Genomic DNA, 20,408 nt, shown 5'->3' with positions numbered 1-20,408 from the left:
CTAGAGCGCGACGGTCGATACCCACCGAGGCAGAACTGAAGTTTTTTGATCCTTCACTGGCAAATCGCCGGTAGAAGTCGTTACTGTGCGCTCAAAGAAAAATTTGAAAACACTCAGGAGCCCCATGATGCGTAAGGTTTTTCTGTTGGCCCTGTTGGTCAGCCCCGTTGCCCTTGCCCAAAGCGTCAGTGTCGAAACCAATTCGTTGATGCGCTTGCCCAGCAGCACCAGCGTGTTGCAGCTCGAGCGCCTGGACGTAGCGGACTACGGCACCTTGCTGATTCCGGCCACCATCAGCCAGGTCACGGTGGATGAGCTGCACTTGGGGCGCGACGCACGCATCACCATTGTGCCTGGCAATAGCGCCTTGCAAATGCAGGTACGCGAGGCGCAGCTGGAGCACGGTAGTCAGATCACCTCACGGGGCGCCCCCGGCACCCACGAAAAACCCGCCAAGGCTGGACGTGATCTGACCTTGCGCATTAACTCGCTGACTGCCGAAGCGCTGTCGGTGGATGCCCGTGGTGGCGCTGGAGCCCAAGGATATGCGGGCCTGGACGGTGCCAACGGCGTGGACCCGGGTTGCACCTGGGGTTCAGCCGGGCGCGGCTTTAATGGCGATAACGGCGGCGATGGCCGGCCAGGGGCAGCGGGCGCCCAGGTACGCCTGGAGTTGCCACAGGAATTCCCGGCCGAACAGATCAAGGTCTGGGTCGATGGCGGGGCTGGAGGCCTGGCGGGTGTTGCAGGTAAACCCGGCAAGGGCGGGCAGTCCAAGGGCTGCCTGGTGTACCGCGCGGACGGCGGCGAAAAGGGCCGACCAGGGTTGGAGGGGCAACCGGGGCCGGCTGGGCCTGCGGGGTCTGTGACCATCCAGCGGCTGTAAGAGCCAGCTTGCTCGCGAAAAACGTCAACGATAACGCGTGCTTCCTGAATAAACGCGGCGTCTGTGAGTTTTTCGCGAGCAAGCTCGCTCCTACACGCGTTAGGGCAAGCCAACAGCTCAGAACATCGGCCGAGCCGAAGCCACCGCCACCACCACCAACCCCACGATCAAATTAATCCCCACCAACCTGCGAATCTGCCCCAGCGCAGCCGCGCCCGCCGGCCAATCCTCAGCCGCCACCGCTGCCTTCAGCTCCGGGAACTTCAAGGCCTGGATTCGGATAAACAACACCGTCATCACCAGATACAGCCCCATCATCACCTGCACATAACGCGGCGCGGTCTCAAAACCACTGAAGCGCAGTTGCAGCAAACCGATGCCGCTGATCGGTAAAAGCACCACCGCCACCCACACCCACACAAAAAAACGTTGAAACACATTTGCCCACAGCTTGAGCCGGGCAGGGCCCTCAAGCGCCGCCATGGCGGCGGGGCGCAGGATCATCCAGGCGAAAAACATGCCGCCGACCCAGATCAATGCGGCCAGTACATGCAGGGTATAAGCGAGGCTAAACGCGGTCATTGTGGTACTCCGTTCTGCGCGGGATTAATTAGCGGGGTATGATAGCGGCCGATCCGAACCACTGAAAATTTATCCAGCGTTTTTTGCGCCCGACTATCCATGATCAGCACTGAACTCAAAACCACGATCCAGGGCGCCTATTCGCGTTTTCTCGAAGCCAAGAGCTTGAAACCGCGCTACGGCCAACGCCTGATGATCGCCGAAGTGGCAAAAGTCCTCGGGGATATCGACACCGACGACGAAGGCCGCCGCGAGGGTGAGCCTGCGGTAGTGGCCGTCGAGGCCGGTACCGGTACCGGCAAGACCGTGGCCTACAGCCTGGCTGCGATCCCTACGGCCAAGGCTGCTGGCAAGCGCCTGGTGATCGCCACCGCTACCGTCGCGCTGCAAGAGCAGATCGTCTACAAAGACTTGCCCGACCTGATGCGCAACAGCGGCTTGAGCTTTACCTTCGCCCTGGCCAAGGGCCGTGGCCGCTACATGTGCCTGTCCAAGCTCGACGTATTGCTGCAGGAAGGCCACGCCCAAACCGCCACCGCCTCCTTGTTCGAAGAAGAAGGCTTCAAGATCGAGGTGGATGAGGCCAGCCAGAAGCTGTTTACCAGCATGATCGAGAAGCTGGCCGGCAACAAATGGGACGGCGACCGCGACAGCTGGCCCACTGCCCTGGAAGATTCAGACTGGGCGCGCCTGACCACCGACCATAGCCAATGCACCAACCGCCATTGCCCCAACTTCGGCCAGTGCGCGTTCTACAAGGCGCGCGAAGGCATGGGCAAAGTGGACGTCATCGTCACCAACCACGACATGGTATTGGCTGACCTCGCCTTGGGCGGCGGTGCGGTACTGCCTGATCCCCGCGACACCCTCTACGTCTTCGACGAAGGCCACCATCTGCCAGACAAGGCCATTGGCCATTTCGCCCACTACACCCGTTTGCGTTCCACGGCCGACTGGCTGGAAACCACTGCCAAGAATCTCACCAAGTTGCTGGCCCAGCACCCGTTACCCGGCGACTTGGGCAAGTTGATCGAGCAAGTGCCGGAGCTGGCGCGCGAGATCAAGACCCAGCAGCAATTCATGTTCAGCGCCTGCGAGCAGGTGGCGGACTTCAAGCCCGGTGAAGACGTCGAAGGCCGAGAGCGCCCGCGCCACCGTTTTGTCGGCGGGATGATTCCCGAGCACATGCGCGAAATGGGCATCGAGCTGAAGAAAGGCTTTTCACGCCTGACCGACCTGTTCACCCGCCTGACGGATTTGCTCAAGGAAGGCATGGATGGCGAGGTCAATATCGGCATCGCCAGCAACCAGGCCGAAGAGTGGTATCCCTTGTTCGGCAGTTTGCTGTCTCGTTCCCAAGGCAATTGGGAGCTGTGGACCGCCTTTACCGTCGAAGACCCGGAAGACAACCCGCCCATGGCCCGCTGGCTGACGTTGTCGGAAAGCGGTGCGCTGTTCGATATCGAGATCAACGCCAGTCCGATCCTCGCCGCTGAAATGCTGCGCCGCAACCTGTGGAACGTCGCCTACGGCTGCCTGGTAACCTCGGCCACGCTGACGGCCCTGGGCACCTTTGACCGCTTCCGCATGCGCGCCGGCCTGCCGAAAAAGGCCGTCACCGCCGTGGTGCCCAGCCCGTTTCATCACGCTGACGCCGGCGTGCTTCGGGTGCCGGACCTCAAGGCCGACCCACGGGACGCGGCCGCGCACACGGCGGCGATCATTCGCGATCTGCCGTCGTTGGTGGAAGGCTCCCGCGGCACCCTGGTGCTGTTCTCGTCGCGCAAACAGATGCAGGACGTGTTCGACGGCCTCGACCGCGACTGGCGCAAGCAGGTGTTTATCCAGGGCAACCTGTCCAAGCAGGAAACCCTGAACAAGCACAAAGCGCGGGTCGACGGTGGGGATTCCAGTGTGTTGTTCGGCCTGGCCAGCTTTGCCGAAGGCGTGGACTTGCCCGGTGCCTACTGCGAACACGTGGTGATCGCCAAAATCCCGTTCTCGGTGCCGGATGACCCGGTCGAGGCCGCACTGGCCGAATGGATCGAAGCCCGGGGCGGCAACCCGTTCATGGAAATCTCGGTGCCGGATGCTTCACTGAAGCTGGTGCAGGCCTGCGGGCGTCTGCTGCGTACCGAAGAAGACCGCGGCACCATCACCTTGCTCGACCGTCGCCTGGTTACCCAGCGCTATGGCAAGGCGATCCTCAATGCATTGCCGCCGTTCAGGCGCGAAATTTCTTAAGCCACCGTGGGCGGATTCGCCCACTCTGTGGTCTATCTCATCACTATCATCAGGCCAGTCATCGGCCGTTTGGGAGAACCTTGTTCGTATGATTCGCACGCTGCCCGCTCTTTTTGCCCTGCTGTTCGCTGCGCCGTTGATGGCGGCGCCCGAGGGGCAACAAACGCTGTTCAACTTCGTCCGGCCTGCCGATGTGGTCAAGGTGGCGACCCAGGACGCCAGCCTGCCGCAATACAACGCCGAACAAACCCCCGAAGGCGAGGTGCTGCGCCGCATCACCTTCAACCCAGCGGCCGAGCCGAGCCTGGTGCTCAGCCCGCAGACGGGGACGTGGGATTGGTCGCAATCGAGCGCCATGAGCCTGCGTATCCAGAGCGCGATGAACTGGGCGCTGACCCTTTACGTCAAGGTGCAGAGCGCCGACGGCAAGACGCTCGTCAGCCGCATCGACCTGCCTGCCGGCCCGGCCCAGACGCTGCTCGTCCCGCTGCAAGCCAACTCACCGCTGAGCCAGGGCATGAAGGCCGGCCCGCCGATGCCGATGACGGTGGATGGCCAACGGGTATTGCTGGCCGCCAGCGCCGGGGAAATCGACCGCAGCCAGGTCGTCTCGGTGACCCTGTCGATGCTCAAGCCCAATGCCGCTCAAAGTATCCTGCTGGAGCGCTTTGGCGTGCAGGACAGCGAGCCGGTATTGAAGGCTGCCTACACTGAACTGGTGGATGCCTATGGCCAATCCAACCGCGCACGCTGGCCGGAGAAGGTCAGCAGTGACGAGCAACTCAAGGCATCGGCCGCCAAGGAAAAACAGCAGCTCAAGACCTGGCTGGCCGAGCGGGACAAGTCCTCCCTGGATCAATACGGTGGCTGGAAGAAGGGCCCGGCCTTCGATGCCAGCGGTTTTTTCCGCACCCAGAAGCGCGACGGCCGCTGGTACCTGGTGACGCCGCAGGGGCATCCGTTCTACTCGCTGGGGGTGAACACCGTGGCGCCGGACAACAGCCAGACCTACGTGGCGGGGCGCGAGTGGATGTTCGCGGCGCTGCCCAAGGCCGGCGAACCCTTTGACAAGTACTACGGCAGCGACGACAGCCGCACCGGCAACGGCGCCGGCGAAGGTCGCGGCTTTGGCTCGGGGCGTTGGTACGATTTCTACGGCGCCAACCTGCAACGCACTTACGGCGGTGACGCGTTGGACCAGCCACGCTGGGTGACCCATACCCTCGATCGCCTGCAAGCCTGGGGCTTCAACACCGTCGGCAACTGGAGCGATCCGGACCTGGCTACTGCCGACCGCGTGCCGTACACCTTGCCGCTGTCGATTGTCGGTGACTATGCCAGCATCAGCACCGGCACCGACTGGTGGGGCGGCATGCCCGACCCCTTTGACCCGCGCTTTGCCATGGCCACCGAGCGCGCAGTGGCTATTGCCGCACGCGATCACCGTGACGATCCTTGGCTGATCGGTTTCTTTGCCGACAACGAACTGGCCTGGGCCGGTCCTGGCGAGGATGCAAAATCCCGCTACGCCCTGGCGTACGGCACCCTGCGCATGACCACCGACGTGCCGGCCAAGCGCGCCTTCCTCAAGCAACTGCGCGATAAATATCGCAATGAAGAGGGCCTTTCCAAAGCCTGGGGTATTCAACTGGCTGGTTGGGAACTGATGGAAGACCCAGGCTTCGAGCCGCCGATGCCCAGCCCTGAACACCCGGAAATCGAAGCCGACTTCAAGTATTTCCAGAAGACCTTCGCCGATGCTTACTTCAAGACCATTTCCGACTCGCTGAAGTGGCACGCACCCAACCAGCTGTTGCTAGGCGGCCGTTTTGCGGTGAGCACGCCCGAGGCCGTCGCTTCGTGCGCGCAGTATTGCGACGTGCTGAGCTTCAACATGTACACCTTGAAACCCCAGGACGGTTACGACTTCGCCGCCCTGCGTGCGCTGGACAAACCGGTACTGATCACCGAATTCAACTTTGGCTCCGCCGACCGCGGCCCGTTCTGGGGCGGCGTGACGCAACTGGCCCGCGAAGAGGACCGCGGCGCGGCGTACTCCGCGTTCCTCAAGCAGGCGGTGGCCGAGCCGTCGATTGTCGGGGTGCACTGGTTCCAGTACCTGGACCAGCCGGTAACCGGGCGTCTGCTGGATGGTGAAAACGGCCATTTCGGCCTGGTCGGCATCACCGATGTACCCTTCCAGGGCTTTGTCGAGACGGTGCGCAAGAGCAACCTGGCCGCGCTCGACCAGTTGGGCCGTGAGGCGCAAAAAGCCAAGGCCACCCAAGCGATGCGTGAAAGTGAAGCCGGCAAGCCGGGGCGCGACGGCAAAGGCGCGGGGCAGGGCGCTGGGCATGCCGGTGGACACGCTGGAAACGGTCATTGATTCATCGTTGACGGGTTCACAAAACCTACAATGGCTGAAAGAATGGCGACCACTTTTCATGGTGTTTTCCGAGGGGACTTAGGTGCAGATTCAGGGTCATTACGAGCTGCAGTTCGAAGCGGTGCGCGAAGCCTTCGCCGCCCTGTTCGATGATCCTCAGGAGCGTGGTGCCGGGCTGTGCATCCAGATCGGCGGGCAAACCGTCGTCGACCTGTGGGCCGGTACTGCCGACAAGGACGGTGCCGAGGCCTGGCACAGCGATACCATCGTCAACCTGTTCTCCTGCACCAAGACCTTCACGGCAGTGACTGCCCTGCAACTGGTGGCCGAAGGCAAGCTCAAGCTCGATGCGCCGGTAGCCGAGTACTGGCCGGAGTTTGCCGCTGCTGGCAAGGACGCGATCACGCTGCGCCAGTTGCTCTGCCACCAGGCCGGGCTGCCCGCCATCCGCGAAATGCTGCCTACCGAAGCGTTGTACGACTGGCAATTGATGGTCGATACCCTGGCGGCAGAATCCCCGTGGTGGACACCGGGCCAGGGCCACGGCTATGAGGCGATCACCTACGGCTGGCTGGTTGGCGAACTGTTGCGCCGCGCCGACGGGCGCGGGCCGGGGGAGTCGATTGTGGCGCGGGTGGCACGCCCATTGGGGCTGGACTTCCATGTAGGCCTGGCGGATGAAGAGTTTTATCGCGTCGCTCATATAGCGCGCAGCAAAGGCACTGTGGGGGATGAAGCCGCGCAACGGTTACTTCAAGTAATGATGCGCGAGCCGGCGGCGATGACTACCCGTGCATTTGCCAATCCACCGTCTATTCTGACCAGCACTAATAAGCCTGAATGGCGACGCATGCAGCAGCCTGCGGCGAATGGCCACGGTAATGCACGCAGCCTGGCCGGGTTTTATAGTGGTTTGTTGGACGGTAGTTTGCTGGAAAGCGACATGCTCGAACAATTGACCCGCGAGCACAGTATCGGGCTGGATAAAACCTTATTGACCCAAACCCGCTTCGGCCTGGGCTGCATGTTGGATCAACCGCAGTTGCCCAATGCCACGTTCGGCCTTGGGCCACGTGCATTCGGGCATCCCGGGGCAGGGGGCTCAGTCGGGTTTGCCGACCCTGAACATGATGTAGCCTTCGGTTTTGTGACTAATACCCTGGGTCCCTACGTACTTATGGACCCGCGGGCCCAGAAGTTGGTCGGAATATTGGCCGGTTGTCTATAAACCCCTTGCTGTTTCACAATTTTTTGTTACAAAGGCAAGTATAAAAAAGATGCTGAACGACATGTTGTAACTTGAATGTTCTTTTAGCGTCTGTTTAACGGGTCCTGCGACCCTCTGGTTTTTTCTCATTTTGTGGATATCTCATGTTATCGAACAAGTCTTTGGCACTGGCGCTGTGCCTCACTATTACGGGTTGTGCACAAACTCCACAAAATGATGCCGAAGGTGGGCATTGGTGGTCATTTGGATCTGACAAAACGGCGACCAAGGATCCAGTGGCCCAGACCGACGCCAAGTCGGATGCCAAACCCGACGCCAAGCCGGCCGCCGGTGCCAAGCCTGTTGAGCCTGTCACCGCTGCTGCCGCTGCCCCGGCTGCCAAAGCCGACACCGGTTACAGCTGGTGGCCGTTTTCCACCAAGAGTGCCGAAGACAAAGCCGCCGACGCCAAGGCCGACCTGAAAGCCGACCTCAAGGCGGCAACCCCGGCCTCGGACGCCGCACCTGTCGTCGCCAAGACCGACAGCGAGCCGCGCTGGTGGTGGCCGTTCGAAAGCAAGCCAAAGCCATTGGCCAAGGTCGATGTGACCAATGTACAAATGCCTGACCCGAAGATCACCCAAGCCTGGCTGGACGAATACGAACCACGCCTGCGTGCCGCCATCAAGGACAGCAACCTGCAACTGGAGCGCCGTGACAACACCCTGGTGGTGATTGCCCCGGTAGACGGCTCCTACAACCCGAAGCGTCCGGCCATGTTGCTGCCGGTGACCCTGGGCCCGTTCACGCGGGTGGCCAAGGCCGTCGAAGCTGACCCGAAGACCGCCGTACTGGTGCTGGGCCACGTTGATGCCACGGGCAGCGCCCCGGCCAGCCAGGCGTTGAGCAAGGAACGTGCGCAGTCCATTGCCTCGATTTTCAGCCTGAGTGGTCTGAAACAGGATCGCTTGATGCTGCGTGGCATGGGCGACCTTATGCCGCGTGCCGCCAACGACAGCAATCAGGGGCGTGCGCTGAACCGTCGCATGGAAATCATGTTCACTCAGCGTACAACGATGTTGGCACTGCTGAGCAAGTACAACTCCGGCAAGACCCCGCCCGTAGCCGAAATGGTCGCGGTGCAGAATGTGCCTGCGCCAGCACCGGCGGCCAAAGCGCCTGCCAAAAAGGCCACGGCCAAGAAAGCGGCGGCCAAGCCAGCGGCTAAAAAGGCTGCGGCCAAGCCGGCTGCGAAGAAACCTGCCACGGCAAAAGCCAAGGCGGCGCCCGCTTCGAACGACCAGGCGAAGAACTGAGCTGTTGAACCACAAGGATAAAGCCGCATGACCCAGGCACTGGCCGATATGCGCCGTGACTACACACGGGACGGTTTGAGCGAGGCCCAGGCCCCGGACGAGCCGTTTGCGTTGTTCCACCATTGGTTTGCTGATGCGGTGAAAACCGAACAGCCGCCAGTGGAGGCCAATGCCATGACGCTGGCGACGGTGGATCAGGACGGCCGCCCGCACTGCCGCATCCTGCTGCTCAAGGGCCTGGATGCACAGGGCTTTACCTTCTTCACCAACTATCAGAGCGCCAAGGGTGAACAACTCGCGGCGCGGCCGTTTGCGGCCATGACCTTCTTCTGGCCAACCCTGGAGCGCCAGGTACGCATTGAAGGGCGCGTGGCCAAGGTCACGCCTGCAGAGTCGGATGCTTATTATCAGGTGCGCCCGTTGGGCAGCCGCCTGGGCGCCTGGGCCTCTCCGCAGAGCAAAGTCATTCGTGATCGCGAAGAGCTGCAGGCGCTGCTCAAGGCCACTGAAGAGCGTTTCAGCGATACCCAGCCCGATTGCCCCGAGCATTGGGGTGGGTACCGTTTACTGCCTGAGCGCATCGAGTTCTGGCAAGGCCGCGCCAGCCGCCTGCATGATCGCCTCAACTACCGCTTGCAAGACGGCCAATGGTGCCGCGAGCGCCTGGCGCCCTGAGCGTCACCTTTCGTCATTCCACCTGAATCAACACCGTTGCGTCGAAGTCTCTGTTCAAGAGACTTCGGACGCTTTCGGCTGTGCGGCTACACTGATCGAGCCGGTTATGGCATGGTTCCGTACCCTGGCTTGGTTACCGTTCGTCGAGTTCTCTGGTGCTGGCAGTCTGTACTCAGGCTGAATGAAAGCAAGTTTCTGCCTGGTGCGCCGTGACACGCGCCAAGCCACAGCGTTTAATGAATACCTGTCCTTTGGAGTTGATGCTATGCGTAAGTCCGTTTTACTAGTTGCCTGCTTTACCACCCTGTCGTTGCTGTTGGGTGGCTGCGCCTCGAGTCTGACCGGCGACTCGTACTCTCGTGATGAGGCGCGTCGTGTACAGACCGTTCGCATGGGCACCATCGAATCCCTGCGTCCGGTGAAAATCGAAGGGACCAAGACCCCAATCGGCGGCGCCGCGGGCGCAGTCATCGGCGGCGTTGGCGGCAGCGCCATCGGTGGCGGCCGTGGCAGCATCGTGACTGCTGTGATCGGCGCAGTTGCGGGCGGCCTGCTGGGCTCGGCCACCGAAGAAGGCCTGACCCGTACCCAAGGTGTGGAAATCACCGTGCGCGAAGACGACGGCAGCATGCGTGCCTACGTACAAGCCGTGCAGGAAAATGAAATCTTCCGCATTGGTGACCGCGTACGCATCATGACCGTCGACGGTACCAGCCGCGTTACTCGCTAAGCCTTGAGCTACAGGCGAAGAAAAACCCCCAACCGGGTGACCGGTTGGGGGTTTTTTTGTAGGAGCGAGCTTGCTCGCGAAAAACGTTAACGATAACGCGTGCTCAATGAATGAACGCGGCGCCTCTAAGTTTTTCGCAAGCAAGCTCGCTCCTACAACTGACTGACTTCAATCATGCAACGACGACTTTCTTGCGACTTGCCATCGCCGTCACGGCATACCCGATAAAGGCCGCCAGGATCGACCCGGTCAGAATCCCCATGCGATCTTCACCGGCAAACTCACTGGCGCCCGGCACAAACGCCAGGGAGCCGACAAACAGGCTCATGGTGAAGCCGATCCCGCACAGGATCGCCACGCCCAGTACCTGGCCCCAATTGGCGCCGCTGGGCAGTGAGGCGATGCCGGTCTTGATCGCCAGCCAGGTGAGGCCGAACACACCGACTGTCTTGCCGATCAACAGGCCCGCGGCGATGCCCATGGGCACGGAGTGGGTGAAGCTCTCCAGGCTGACACCGGTGAGTGACACACCGGCATTGGCGAACGCGAACAGCGGCAGGATGGCGTAGGCCACCCAGGGGTGCAGGGCGTGTTCCAGGCTCAGCAGCGGTGAGGTTTCGGCATTCTTGGTGCGCAGTGGAATGCAGAACGCCAGGGTTACACCCGCCAAGGTCGCATGCACACCGCTCTTGAGCACGCACACCCACAGGATCAGGCCGATGATCATATACGGCCCCAGCTTGATCACGCCCAGGCGGTTCATCGCAATCAGCGCAATCAAGCACGCCCCCGCGCCCGCCAGGGATGCCGTGGACAAGTCAGCGGAATAGAACAAGGCAATGACGATGATGGCGCCAAGGTCATCAATGATCGCCAGGGTCATCAGGAACAGCTTCAGCGACACTGGTACGCGCTTGCCCAGCAGGGCCAGAACGCCCAGCGCAAAGGCGATGTCGGTGGCCATGGGGATCGCCCAGCCGGCCAGGGCGGCCGGGTTGTCCTTGTTAAGCGCCCAGTAGATCAGCGCCGGCACCACCATGCCGCCGATGGCCGCTGCGCCAGGCAGCACCACTTGCGAAGGCTTGGACAGGTGACCATCCAGCAGCTCACGCTTGACCTCCAGGCCGATCAGCAGGAAAAACAGGGCCATCAGGCCATCGTTGATCCAAAGCAGCGCCGGCTTGGCGATTTTCAACGCGCCAACCTGAGCCACCACCGGCGTGTCGAGAAAGGCGTTGTACAGGTGCGACAACGGTGAGTTGTTGATAATCAGCGCCAAAGCGGCAGCGGCGATCAACAACAGACCACTGGCGGCTTCCAGCTGGAAGAAACGGGTGAAAGTGCTACGCAGAGGCAAGGGATGCTCTCCAATCCAGGTTCAATAGGTGGGTACCCTAACCCGTACCGTTAGTTGTTAAAACAAAAGTTATATTCTTATTTGTTATAAGTGGTTGGCCGGAACATCGGTGGGTTAAAGACTAGCAATTGTGTGTCCAATTGCGTCGTCACTGTATCTGTGTGAAGCGTGGGAAACATCCTAAGATCACCGCTGAAAACCTTTAGAGAAGCCACCATGAGCGACCACCGTACCTGGGCCCGCGAAGCCATTCGTATCATTGAAGCGGACTTCCAGCGGAGCGCCGACACCCACCTGATCCCGCTGCCATTACCGGGTTTGCCAGGCATCGAGTTGTACTTCAAGGATGAGTCCAGCCACCCCACCGGCAGCCTGAAACACCGGCTGGCGCGCTCGTTGTTCCTGTATGCGCTGTGCAATGGTTGGCTCAAGCCTGGCGCCCCCGTTATTGAAGCGTCCAGCGGCTCCACCGCGATCTCGGAAGCCTACTTCGCGCGCTTGCTCGGCTTGCCGTTCATTGCCGTCATGCCCGCTACCACGTCCCAAGAGAAGATCGCCCAGATTGCCTTCTATGGTGGGAAGAGCCATCTGGTCCAGGACCCGACGCAGATCTACGCCGAATCCGAACGCCTGGCCCAGGAAAGCGGTGGTCACTTCATGGACCAGTTCACTTACGCCGAACGTGCCACCGACTGGCGGGCGAACAACAACATCGCCGAATCGATCTTCCAGCAGATGCGCTTTGAACAGCACCCGGAGCCGAGTTGGTTGATTTCCAGCCCTGGCACCGGCGGCACCACCGCGACCCTGGGCCGCTATGTGCGTTATCGTCAACATTGCACGCGTGTCCTATGTGCCGACGCCGAACGCTCGGTGTTCTTCGACTTCTACCAGAGTGGTGACGCCAGCCTGCGCCTGGACTGTGGCTCACGGATTGAAGGGATTGGTCGCCCACGGGTGGAGGCCTCGTTTCTGCCGGCGGTGATTGACGCCATGGTCAAGGTACCGGATGCATTGTCCCTGGCGGCCATGCATTACCTGGCTGAGCATTTGGGACGACGGGTTGGCGGGTCCAGCGGGACCAACCTGATCGGTGCGCTGATGGCGGCGCAACAGATGAAAGCGGCGGGGGAGTCGGGGTCGATCGTTGCGATCTTGTGCGATGGTGGTGAGCGCTATGCCACGACCTATTACGATCAAGCGTGGCTGGCGGGGCAGGGCTATGAGCTGGAAGGGTTGATCGCGGCGGTTGCGGCGAGTGTCGAACGCGGTGAGGCGCTACCCGCTAACATCCTGCGCGCTAATATCTGACAAGCAGCGCCAAGTTGTAAGCTCCAAGCTACAAGAAAAGCAGGATGCATACCTGTTTTTAGCTTGTGGCTTGAAGCTTACAACTCGAAGCTTCAACCGTGGATGCCGAGCATATCCCGCGCCAACGCCTCGGCGATCCGAATCCCGTCGACACCCGCCGACAGAATCCCACCGGCATAGCCTGCGCCTTCACCGGCCGGGAACAAGCCTTTGACGTTCAGGCTCTGCATCGACTCGTTGCGGGTAATGCGCAGTGGTGACGAGGTGCGGGTCTCGATGCCGGTCAGCACCGCATCGTGCAGCGAGTAACCTTTGATCTGCTTCTCAAATGCCGGCAAGGCTTCGCGGATGGCTTCGATGGCGAAGTCCGGCAGGGCCAGGGCCAGGTCGCCCAACGACACGCCGGGTTTGTAGGACGGTTCCACACTGCCCAGCGCGGTGGAGGGTTTGCCGGCGATGAAGTCGCCCACCAGTTGCGCCGGGGCCTCGTAGTTGCTGCCGCCGAGGATGTAGGCGCGGGACTCCAGACGCTCCTGCAACTCGATACCGGCCAGCGGGCCACCCGGGTAATCCACCTCGGGGGTAATGCCTACCACGATGCCAGAGTTGGCATTGCGCTCGTTACGCGAGTATTGGCTCATGCCGTTGGTCACGACGCGATGGGGCTCCGAGGTCGCAGCCACGACGGTGCCGCCGGGGCACATGCAGAAGCTGTAGACCGAACGGCCGTTCTTGGCGTGGTGCACCAGCTTGTAGTCCGCAGCACCCAGCTTCGGGTGGCCGGCGTATTTACCCAGGCGTGCGGCGTCGATCAGCGACTGTGGGTGTTCGATACGGAAACCCACCGAGAACGGCTTGGCTTCCATGTACACGCCACGGTCGTGGAGCATGCGGAAGGTGTCCCGGGCGCTGTGGCCCAGGGCAAGAATCACGTGCTTGGAGAGGATCTGCTCGCCGCCGTCGATGACCACGCCGTTCAACTGGCCGTCTTCGATCAACACGTCGGTGACCCGCTGCTCGAAGCGTACTTCACCACCCAGGGCGATGATCTGCTCGCGCATGTTTTCCACCACGCCGGTCAGGCGGAAGGTGCCGATGTGGGGCTTGCTGACGTAGAGAATTTCTTCCGGCGCGCCGGCCTTGACGAACTCGTGCAGCACTTTGCGACCGTGGAATTTCGGGTCCTTGATCTGGCTGTACAGCTTGCCGTCGGAGAAGGTGCCTGCGCCGCCTTCACCGAATTGCACGTTGGACTCGGGGTTGAGCACGCTTTTGCGCCACAGGCCCCAGGTGTCCTTGGTGCGTTGGCGCACTTCCTTGCCGCGCTCGAGGATGATCGGCTTGAAGCCCATCTGTGCCAGCAGCAGCCCGGCGAAAATCCCGCAGGGACCGAAGCCCACCACGATTGGCCGCTCAGCCAGGCCTTCCGGCGCCTGGCCCACCACCTTGTAGCTGACATCCGGTGCCGGATTGACATTGCGGTCGTCGGCAAACTTGAGCAGCAAGGCGGCTTCACCCTTCACGTTCAGGTCGACGGTGTAGATGAAGCACAGCTCAGAGGTCTTTTTACGCGCATCGTAGCTGCGCTTGAACAGGGTGAAATCGAGCAGGTCATCACTGGCGATGCCCAGGCGCTGCACGATGGCAGTGCGCAGGTCTTCTTCGGGATGGTCGATGGGCAGCTTGAGTTCGGTGATTCGTAACATGACAGGATCCGGTAGGCGGCGGGCAAGGAGGCCGGCTGTTTTGCAAACCGGCGATTATAAGCCCCAATGGCAAGTTTCCGTCAGGTTAAAACAGCACAGGGCCTAATCAGTCGTCCCGCGAGCCGCCGAATGCTGCGCAACCACGCTGCACCTGGCCGTTCACGCGCAACTCGGCGCTCATGTGTTGCAGGCTGCCGCTCACACTGTCGACGCAGCGCTGGGGCGCCACCCACAGTTCGATGTGCTGGTTGTTGGCTTCAGTCATCAGATTGAAGCGGCCGTCGCCCAGTTGTTCCTCGACGTAGGGTACTGCCAACGGTGGATGGCCTTCGCGTTCCAGCACCATACCCTTGGCCGTGACATTCATTGCCCAGGCGGGTTTATGGCCGTTGGCCCGCAGTATCATGCGCTTGAAGTCCGGGTCGGAGCACGCTGAAGTCGAGCGTTCGACGCGATACAGCTGTTGCAGGTCGACTGAACCCTGGGTGCCGCTGGCGACCCCGGAAAACTTGCCGCGCAGGTCGGCAAACAGCTTGCCCTGCTGGCCGGCCAGCGAGGCGGCTTCCTGCAGAACGCTGGTGCCGCCGGTGTCGTTGACCACGTAGCTTCGCTGGTCGCCGCACGGCTGGAACAGCAGTTTGCCGTCCACCGCGGTCAACTCACCCTGCATGCGGGTCAGCCCGACAGTCGATGGCTTGGCCGGCTCGCTTTCGAACAATTGGCAGGCGGCGAATACAGGAAGCAAGGCAAACAGGACGAGGGTACGGGCGGCGCGCATTATCGGGTCTCCAGGCAAGTGCCGCCACGTTACGCAGGCTGGCCGTGCATCACAAGCCCGCTTGCCAGCTTCAGGCGTTTCTTACAGTACTCACCCTCATCCCACGATAAAGGTCTGACCAGTTTGTAGGCCCTCGACGCTTTTTGCGTAAGCCAGCGCCACATCGGCGGCGGGGGCAGGTTTGTAGCCACGGAAATAAGGGGCATAGCTGCCCATGGCTTCCAGTAGCACAGTCGGGCTGACCGAGTTGATACGCAGGCCGCGAGGCAATTCAATGGCCGCCGCTTTGACGAAGGCGTCCAGAGCACCGTTGACCAAGGCCGCCGAAGCGCCGGTACGGATCGGATCACGGTTCAGGATGCCGCTGGTGAACGTGAACGAAGCACCGTCGTTGGCGTACTCACGGCCGATCAACAGCAGGTTGACCTGGCCCATCAGCTTGTCACGCAGGCCCAGTTCGAAATCGCTGTCGTTCATGTCTGCCAGGGGCACGAAGTTGACGCTGCCTGCCGCGCAGATCAGGGCGTCGAACTTGCCGGTCTGTTCGAACAGCTTACGGATCGAGGCGCTATCGCTGATATCCATCTGGAAGTCACCGCTGGTGCGGCCGATGCTGATCACTTCGTGGCGCTGGGCCAGTTCCGCCTTGACCGCTGAACCGATGGTGCCGCTGGCACCGATCAATAGGATTTTCATCGTACTGTTCCTCTGGGCTGATGCCCTGTAGGAGCGAGCTTGCTCGCGAAGAACGTCAACGATCACGCGGTAAAACTGACTACACTGCGGCGATCTTGAGTTTTTCGCGAGCAAGCTCGCTCCTACAGGGGTTGGGATTTGCGTTCAGTCTAGTGTGGCTTTTTAATTGGATAAACGTGCTAATAGGCAACCTTTGGTTTTCAAATGGAAACAGTCCATGAGCGAAATGGATGACCTGGCGGCGTTCGCCGTGCTGATCGAAGCCGGCAGTTTCACCGTGGCGGCCGCACAATTGGGCTGCAGCAAAGGGCAGTTGTCCAAGCGCATCAGCCAGTTGGAAGCGCAGTTTGCCGTGGTTTTGCTGCACCGCACCACGCGCAAGCTGAGCCTGACTGCTGCCGGCGCGGCGTTGCTGCCCCAGGCACAAGCATTGGTGGTGCAGGTGGAACGCGCCCGCCAGGCATTGGCGCGGCTCAAAGATGATTTGGCTGGCCCTGTGCGTATGACCGTTCCAGTGTCGTTGGGTGAAACCTTCTTCGATGGCTTGCTGATGGAGTTCTCCAAGCAATACCCGCAGGTGCAGATCGAGCTGGAGCTCAATAACAACTACCGAGACTTGGCACGGGATGGTTTTGACTTGGGGGTACGTTCGGGCGCCATCGAACATGAACGCTTGGTGGCTAAACCTTTGCTGGCCTGGCATGAGATGACCTGCGCCAGCCCGGCTTATCTGGAACAGCATGGCGAGCCGCAGACCCCAGCAGACCTGGCGGCGCACAGCTGTTTGCTCAACAGTCATTACAGCGGCCGCGAGGAATGGTTGTACCACCAGCAACACGAATTGCTGCGGGTAAAGGTGAGCGGCACCTTCGCCTCCAACCACTACAACCTGCTGAAAAAAGCAGCGTTGGTCGGCGCCGGTATTGCCCGCCTGCCGTCCTACGTTCTACCCACGGAGCTGGCTGACGGCCGATTGCGCTGGCTGCTGCGCGATTATCAGACACGCAGCATGCCGATGTACCTGGTGCATCCCTACCAGGGCGGCTTGCCACGGCGTACCCAGGTGTTGGCCGACTACCTGGTGGACTGGTTCAAGCGCAGCGGCGAGGCACTGGATCGGCTTCAGCGATAACGACGGGCAATCAGGTGGTCGATGGACAGGCACCCCGGGCCTTTGGCAAGCAACAACAATAACAGCGCAAGCCAGGTGCCGTGAGTGGGGTAGGCGTCAGGGTAGACGAACAGCTGGATGGTCAAGGTCATGCCGATCAAGGCCAGGGCCGAGAAGCGCGTGGCGAACCCCAGCAGAATCAATACCGGGAAAAAGTGCTCGGCAAAGGTTGCCAGGTGCGCGGCCACCTCTGGCGACAGCAGAGGCAATTGGTATTCGCTGCGAAACAAAAAGAGGGTCGAGGCGGCGAGTTTGGGCTCACCCCATTGGAAGGTGCCGCTGATCAGGTCAATGGCAAAGCCTTCGACCTTGGTCTGGCCAGACTTCCAGAACACCGCCGCAATGGAGAAGCGCGCGATAAAGGCGATCAGGCTGTAGGGGATTTTTTCAAACAGTGCGACGGTTCGTTTTACCAGGCAGGGAGCGGGAAAGTTCATGGCGATACCTCTGGTTGCAGATGCAAATGGGTGATGGCGTCGTGGCTGATCAACTGCGTGAGACATAGGTGCAAATCGAATTCGTCAGAGGCTTTCAGGGCATCAGCTATGGCCATTTCCAGCCCTGCGCCTTGGTTGAGTCGGTTGATAAAGGTCACAGACCCGCGGTCGATGGCGAATACCTTGACCACCAACCCTTGGCGCAAGACCAGCCCGCCTTGGGCATGCCAGGGGTTCAAGCTGGCGATGGCCCCGTCGGCCTGGTGCACCGCCCAAACCGATACCACCGCGTAGGACGATTCCAGCGTGGCAAGTGACGGATGCAGTCCTACACGCAGTTGCCCCAGTTGTGCGCAACCTTGCAGTTGCCGAAGTACGCTGTGCTGATCCAAAACCTGGCAATCCGCCGCGTGATAAGCGCGGACCCTCAAGCGTTCCAGCCGGGCGACATCGGCCAGGTAGGGCACGCTCCAGGCTGGTTCGAAACCCTGGATAAAGTCAGCGAACGTGCCGCCGTACTCATTGATCAAGGGGCTGGTGGGCGGGTGGGCCTGGGCATACAGGCCGGCCATGGCGCGGAAAAACTCATCGCCGACCAGTTGCCGCGCCACCGGGTAGGCGGCTGCCAAAGCATTGATCAAAGCGCTATGGACATTGTTTCGATACACCGCAAAGCGGCTCGCCGGTTCAGCACCGTTGCTGCTGAACACGCCCTCGGGGCAGGTTGCTTGCGGGGCCAGTAAAGCCTCGGCGAATGTTTGCTGAATGCTCATCGGGCCACCTGCGACAAATACCATTCGGCCTGCCGGGCCTCTTTTTGCAACACGCTGAACGCGGGCACCTGGTTATCCCGCTCGATCAGCGTCGCCACCGCTCCGGTCCGCGCCAGTACCTGTGCGTAAAGCTGCCACACGGCGTTATCGATCGGCGCGCCGTGGTCATCAATCAGCAGGCGGTCGCCCAGGCTGTCGGTGTCTTCGGCAAAACCGGCCAGATGAATCTCACCCACTGCGTGCAATGGCAAGGCATCGATGTAGGTCAGCGGGTCGCGCTGATGATTGATGCAGGACACGTAGACGTTGTTGACGTCGAGCAGCAGGCCGCAACCGGTACGGCGGACTATCTGGCTGATGAAGTCGGTTTCGTCCAGGGTAGAGCGCTGGAACTGCAGGTAGGTGGAGGGGTTTTCCAACAGCATCGGCCGCTTGAGCGCGCTCTGTACCTGATCCACGTGTTCGCATACCCGCTCCAGGGTGCAGGCGTCGTAGGCCAGGGGCAGCAAGTCGTTGAGAAACACCGGGCCGTGGCTGGACCAGGCCAGGTGTTCGGAAAAAGACTGGGGTTGATAGCGTTCGATCAGCGTGGCCAGGCGTGCCAGGTGCTCGCGATCCAAGGGGGCTTCGCCGCCGATGGACAGGCCGACGCCGTGCAGAGACAGGGGGTACTGCGCACGAATCAACCCCAGGTAGTGATGAAACGGGCCGCCGGCCACCATGTAGTTTTCGGCGTGTACTTCGAAAAAACCGATGTCGGGGCGGGTCTCGAGCACCTCGGTGAAGTGCTCGGTCTTGAGCCCCAGCCCGGCCCGATAGGGGAGGCCGGGCACCTGAGCCGGTGAGACCGCGTGTTGGGCTGTAGGCGTCATCATCAGTACTCAGGCTGCGCGGGGTTCAGGATTTGGCGGTGAAGGCCGCTTCCTGGCCAAAACCGGTCGGCGAGGTGGTGCTTGGGGTCTTGGTGCAAGTGCCGGCGGGGACCAGCTTCCAGGCATTGGCCTGGTCTTTGGTTTTGGAGGTGCCAGCGCAGGACGTACCGGCGCCCGCGGCGCAGTCATTCTTGCCGGCTTCAGCCACGCCGAAGCATTTCTGCATGTCGTCGGCCGCGTGGGCGGTGGTGGTCAGGGCGGACAGGCTCAGGGCAGAACCAAGGGCCAGAACGAGGGTGGCGGCGGACAGTTTGGTGGTCATGGTGTGTCTCCAGCAGTGGTTGAATGCGCAGGCTTGATTGCCTGCATGCACCACTAGAGAAAGGGGGAGGGAATTCGTTACAAAGCCATCGAAAAAAACTGCAAACAACACCTGTTTAATGACTTATACAAAGCAAATGTGGGAGTCGGGCTTGCCCGCGATGCAAACGCCTCGGTTTTTCAGATACACCGGGGTGATGCTATCGCAGGCAAGCCAGCTCCCACACAAGCGAGCTCCTACTTAGAACTCACTCTTTCTTAGCCGCCGAGGTACGCCTCCCGCACCTTCGGATCGGTCAGCAATTGCTCACCCGTGCCCTGCATCACCACCCGGCCATTCTCCAGCACATAGGCACGGTCAGCGATTTTCAGCGCCTGGTTCGCGTTCTGCTCCACCAAAAACACCGTCACACCGTCCTTGCGCAGCTGTTCGATGATGTCGAAGATCTGCTGGATGATGATCGGTGCCAGGCCCAGGGAAGGCTCGTCCAGCAACAACAGCTTGGGCTTGCTCATCAGCGCCCGGCCGATGGCAAGCATTTGCTGCTCGCCGCCGGACATGGTGCCGCCGCGCTGGCTGAAGCGTTCCTTGAGGCGGGGGAACAGGTGCAGCACTTTGTCCATTTGTTCCTGGTAATCGCCCTTGTCGGTAAAGAACCCACCCATGGCCAGGTTCTCTTCCACGGTCAGGCGCGAAAACACTCGACGGCCTTCCGGTACCACCGCAATGCTCTTGCGCATGATCTCGGCGGAGTGCTTGCCCACCAGTTCTTCACCCATGTAGCGGATGCTGCCACTGTAGGCTTGCGGCGAACCGCACAAGGTCATCAGCAAGGTCGATTTGCCGGCACCGTTGGCGCCGATCAGGGTGACAATCTCACCCTGGCGCACTTCCACATTGACGCTGTGCAGGGCCTGGATCTTGCCGTAGAAAGTGGAAACGTTTTCGAATTGCAGCAT

At 61.0% G+C, this 20,408-nt stretch carries 19 protein-coding genes; 9 read left to right on the top strand and 10 right to left on the bottom strand.

The window, feature by feature from the left end; all coding sequences use genetic code 11:
* Positions 1-127: 127 nt before the first annotated feature.
* Complete coding sequence (locus HU730_RS06100) at positions 128-886, top strand: hypothetical protein (RefSeq protein ID WP_106117935.1); 759 nt, start codon at positions 128-130, stop codon at positions 884-886.
* A 117-nt stretch (positions 887-1,003) separates the two neighbouring features.
* Here the strand turns inward: HU730_RS06100 and HU730_RS06095 are convergent, their stop codons facing one another.
* Entirely contained in the window at positions 1,004-1,468 is a 465-nt protein-coding gene (locus HU730_RS06095; RefSeq protein WP_060764382.1) for a CopD family protein, read from the bottom strand.
* A gap of 99 nt (positions 1,469-1,567) precedes the next feature.
* On the opposite strand from HU730_RS06095, the gene dinG reads away from it, so the two are divergent.
* The 6 genes from dinG to HU730_RS06065 all read left to right on the top strand — a co-directional run bounded on the left by dinG (position 1,568) and on the right by HU730_RS06065 (position 10,026).
* The gene (gene dinG / locus HU730_RS06090; protein ID WP_186526568.1) at positions 1,568-3,712 is read left to right on the top strand and encodes an ATP-dependent DNA helicase DinG; all 2,145 of its coding nucleotides are present in this window, start codon (positions 1,568-1,570) and stop codon (positions 3,710-3,712) included.
* Positions 3,713-3,800: 88 nt separating this feature from the next.
* A complete protein-coding gene (locus HU730_RS06085; RefSeq protein ID WP_060764381.1) occupies positions 3,801-6,098 on the top strand; it encodes a beta-galactosidase in 2,298 nt (765 codons plus the stop codon).
* 82 nt (positions 6,099-6,180) lie between these two features.
* A complete protein-coding gene (locus HU730_RS06080) occupies positions 6,181-7,326 on the top strand; it encodes an EstA family serine hydrolase (protein WP_034125941.1) in 1,146 nt (381 codons plus the stop codon).
* 143 nt (positions 7,327-7,469) lie between these two features.
* A complete protein-coding gene (locus HU730_RS06075) occupies positions 7,470-8,621 on the top strand; it encodes an OmpA family protein (protein WP_080757662.1) in 1,152 nt (383 codons plus the stop codon).
* Positions 8,622-8,648: 27 nt separating this feature from the next.
* Positions 8,649-9,296, top strand: coding sequence for a pyridoxamine 5'-phosphate oxidase (pdxH, locus tag HU730_RS06070; RefSeq protein ID WP_034125943.1), 648 nt, complete (start codon positions 8,649-8,651; stop codon positions 9,294-9,296).
* 265 nt (positions 9,297-9,561) lie between these two features.
* Positions 9,562-10,026, top strand: a complete 465-nt coding sequence (locus HU730_RS06065) for a glycine zipper 2TM domain-containing protein (RefSeq protein WP_003189251.1) — start codon at positions 9,562-9,564, stop codon at positions 10,024-10,026.
* 172 nt (positions 10,027-10,198) lie between these two features.
* Here the strand turns inward: HU730_RS06065 and nhaA are convergent, their stop codons facing one another.
* Positions 10,199-11,383, bottom strand: coding sequence for a Na+/H+ antiporter NhaA (gene nhaA, locus HU730_RS06060; protein WP_034125944.1), 1,185 nt, complete (start codon positions 11,381-11,383; stop codon positions 10,199-10,201).
* A gap of 216 nt (positions 11,384-11,599) precedes the next feature.
* Here nhaA and HU730_RS06055 point away from each other — a divergent pair, with 216 nt between their 5' ends.
* Positions 11,600-12,694 carry a PLP-dependent cysteine synthase family protein gene (locus HU730_RS06055; protein WP_034125945.1) on the top strand — a complete coding sequence of 365 codons (1,095 nt, stop codon included), beginning with the start codon at positions 11,600-11,602 and terminating at the stop codon, positions 12,692-12,694.
* Positions 12,695-12,786: 92 nt separating this feature from the next.
* Here HU730_RS06055 and HU730_RS06050 read toward each other — a convergent pair whose 3' ends face one another.
* The 3 genes from HU730_RS06050 to HU730_RS06040 form a co-directional block, all read right to left on the bottom strand.
* Positions 12,787-14,400 carry an NAD(P)/FAD-dependent oxidoreductase gene (locus HU730_RS06050; RefSeq protein ID WP_186526569.1) on the bottom strand — a complete coding sequence of 538 codons (1,614 nt, stop codon included), beginning with the start codon at positions 14,398-14,400 and terminating at the stop codon, positions 12,787-12,789.
* 106 nt (positions 14,401-14,506) lie between these two features.
* Positions 14,507-15,178, bottom strand: a complete 672-nt coding sequence (locus HU730_RS06045; protein WP_034125947.1) for a membrane protein — start codon at positions 15,176-15,178, stop codon at positions 14,507-14,509.
* Positions 15,179-15,274: 96 nt separating this feature from the next.
* Complete coding sequence (locus HU730_RS06040; RefSeq protein ID WP_186526570.1) at positions 15,275-15,874, bottom strand: short chain dehydrogenase; 600 nt, start codon at positions 15,872-15,874, stop codon at positions 15,275-15,277.
* A gap of 217 nt (positions 15,875-16,091) precedes the next feature.
* On the opposite strand from HU730_RS06040, the gene HU730_RS06035 reads away from it, so the two are divergent.
* Complete coding sequence (locus HU730_RS06035; protein WP_054898403.1) at positions 16,092-17,006, top strand: LysR family transcriptional regulator; 915 nt, start codon at positions 16,092-16,094, stop codon at positions 17,004-17,006.
* Here HU730_RS06035 and HU730_RS06030 read toward each other — a convergent pair.
* From HU730_RS06030 to HU730_RS06010, 5 genes are all read right to left on the bottom strand, one after another.
* Positions 16,997-17,482, bottom strand: a complete 486-nt coding sequence (locus tag HU730_RS06030; RefSeq protein WP_034125950.1) for a DoxX family protein — start codon at positions 17,480-17,482, stop codon at positions 16,997-16,999. The two genes, HU730_RS06035 and HU730_RS06030, sit on opposite strands and share 10 nt — an antisense overlap.
* The gene (locus tag HU730_RS06025; protein ID WP_186526571.1) at positions 17,479-18,255 is read right to left on the bottom strand and encodes a DNA-binding domain-containing protein; all 777 of its coding nucleotides are present in this window, start codon (positions 18,253-18,255) and stop codon (positions 17,479-17,481) included. The genes HU730_RS06030 and HU730_RS06025 overlap by 4 nt, the downstream gene beginning before the upstream one ends.
* Positions 18,252-19,130 (bottom strand): DUF692 domain-containing protein, encoded by an 879-nt coding sequence (locus HU730_RS06020; RefSeq protein ID WP_034125952.1) that lies wholly within the window; start codon positions 19,128-19,130, stop codon positions 18,252-18,254. Before HU730_RS06020 ends, HU730_RS06025 begins: the two co-directional genes overlap by 4 nt.
* 22 nt (positions 19,131-19,152) lie before the next feature.
* Positions 19,153-19,449 carry a DUF2282 domain-containing protein gene (locus HU730_RS06015; RefSeq protein ID WP_034125953.1) on the bottom strand — a complete coding sequence of 99 codons (297 nt, stop codon included), beginning with the start codon at positions 19,447-19,449 and terminating at the stop codon, positions 19,153-19,155.
* 257 nt (positions 19,450-19,706) lie between these two features.
* Positions 19,707-20,408, bottom strand: coding sequence for an ABC transporter ATP-binding protein (locus tag HU730_RS06010; RefSeq protein WP_003193540.1), 702 nt, complete (start codon positions 20,406-20,408; stop codon positions 19,707-19,709).

The organism is Pseudomonas sp. SWRI22 (genome assembly GCF_014268395.2).
In the GTDB taxonomy this organism is placed as follows: Bacteria; Pseudomonadota; Gammaproteobacteria; order Pseudomonadales; family Pseudomonadaceae; genus Aquipseudomonas; species Aquipseudomonas paracarnis.
Note: the sequence above shows the minus strand (reverse complement) of the source record. Positions and strands in the feature narration are given on the sequence as shown.